The sequence below is a fragment of the Streptomyces sp. SID3343 genome (assembly GCF_009865215.1).
Lineage (GTDB): Bacteria > Actinomycetota > Actinomycetes > Streptomycetales > Streptomycetaceae > Embleya.
Genome location: NZ_WWJX01001141.1, coordinates 1 through 1,803, shown reverse-complemented (window position 1 = coordinate 1,803; position 1,803 = coordinate 1). Strand labels below are relative to the sequence as shown.

Here is a 1,803-nt window from a genome sequence, read left to right as displayed (position 1 = left end):
ATGCCCGGCCCGTCGTCCCGGGACAACGCCCGGGTGGCCGACGCCCGGGTGGCCGACGCCCGGGTCTGCGGGGCGTACCCGGCCCTGCGGGTGCGGGTCCGGATGCCGCCGCCGGGGTGTGGGCGCGTGACATTCGAGGCACTGGGGGATGGGCGGCGATCGGCGCCGTCGGTTGTTCACGAGAGGCACCGGCATGAGTGACGACTTCGTTCTGGATGTGACCAGGATTCGGGAGCAGGCGCGGCAGAAAATGGGCGAGGGCGCGGTCACCTCGACGTACGGGCTGGACACCGCCCGGGTGGTGGACGTGCTCAACGACGTGGTGGCCACCGAGGTGGTGTGTTGGCTGCGCTATACCCGACACGCCATTTCGGCGGCGGGCATCGATCGCGCCCAGGTGGCGGCGGAGTTCACCGAGCACGCCGCCGAGGAGATGCAGCACGCGCTTCGCGCGGCGGAGCGCATTTCACAGCTCGGTGGTGACCCGGACTTCGACCCCACGACATTGCGCGAGCGCTCGCACACCGAGTACTCGACCGCGTCGGACACCGACCTGAAGGCGATGCTCGAACAGAACCTGCTCGCGGAGCGCATCGTCATCTCCAGCTATCAGGAGATCGCCCGCTGGCTCGGCGACCGCGACCCCACCACGCGGCGCCTGATCGAATCCATCCTGGAGGAAGAGGAGGAGCACGCCGACGACCTGCTGGACCTCCTCGGCACCTGATCGACGTCACCCCTTCGGCGACCGCGCCCCCGGATACCACCGGCGTGCGGCACGGGAACCGGGTCGGCGCCGGGCCTGCCGGCGGTCCCTTTTTCGTGGGCCGTCCGGATGCCTCGCTCGGGGGCGCGGGCCCGGCGCCGACCGGCGCCGGCGCTCGGAGCGGTTTCATCGTCGGATGTGGGCGTACACCTGTTTGCCCGACGCGTGTTGTTCGACGGTCCACTCGGTGGTGAGCAGATCGAGCAGGCGCAGGCCGTAGCCGCCCTCGACGTTGGCCGGGCGTTGCAGCACCAGCAGGCCGCGGGCGTGGTCGCCGACCCGGATGTGGAGTCCGTCGGCCGTGGGGGCGAGGGTCAACTGTGCCTCGGCGGAGGTATGGCGCAGCACGTTGCCCACGAGTTCGGAGACGACCTGGACGACGTCGTCGGTGCGGTCGTCGGGCCAGCCCCACGTGGCGAGGGTGTCGCGGACCAGCCCGCGGGCACGGGCCAGAGCGCCGAAGGTCCGGGGCAGTACCCAAGTCTGCGCGGTGATCGGCGGGCGGGTTGCCGCGTGCCGCCCGCCGCTTCGCGGCCGGGGGTGCCCGGCGGCGTCGCCGGTGGTCACGGGTGACTCCTCACTCGGGGGACTCCTCACATGGGGACGAACTCCTGCGCCCGGCAAGCGAATTGCCAGGCAAGGCAGGTGTCGACGAGGTGTCGTCGACAAGGCGGTCGCCGAAGCAGGAATGCGTCGCGCCGGCTGATTCGACCCCACGCCTGCCCCGTCGATCCGGCCCCACACCCACCCGACGGATCGGTTTCCACGTCCGCACCGATCACCTCTCGCGTCCCACCCGCCGCCGAGGGGGTACGCGACACGGCCGGGAGCCGCCGCGGGCGCCGATCGGTCGGGGTCACAACGGGCATGCCCCGCCGCGCAGCAGCAGGTCGCGCCCGAACCCGGCCGGCGCGCGGGGGTCGGTGCGTGCCGAGGTCAGAACGCGCAGGGCGTCGGTGCGCAACACGCGGCGGCCCGCCGCTTCCAGGACCGCCACCAAGGCCCGGTCCTCGCCCACCGCGATGGGCGCGAACCCG

The 1,803-nt window shown here is 72.4% G+C and carries 2 protein-coding genes and 1 pseudogene; 1 reads left to right on the top strand and 2 read right to left on the bottom strand.

Annotated features, from left to right (window positions below; genetic code table 11):
* Positions 1-193 precede the first annotated feature (193 nt).
* Positions 194-727, top strand: a complete 534-nt coding sequence (locus GT354_RS35970) for a ferritin-like domain-containing protein (RefSeq protein ID WP_161360583.1) — start codon at positions 194-196, stop codon at positions 725-727.
* Positions 728-892: 165 nt separating this feature from the next.
* Here the strand turns inward: GT354_RS35970 and GT354_RS35965 are convergent, their stop codons facing one another.
* The gene (locus tag GT354_RS35965; RefSeq protein ID WP_161360582.1) at positions 893-1,333 is read right to left on the bottom strand and encodes an ATP-binding protein; all 441 of its coding nucleotides are present in this window, start codon (positions 1,331-1,333) and stop codon (positions 893-895) included.
* Positions 1,334-1,622: 289 nt separating this feature from the next.
* Positions 1,623-1,803 (bottom strand): annotated as a pseudogene (locus GT354_RS35960) (glycosyltransferase family 2 protein); the annotation flags it as partial.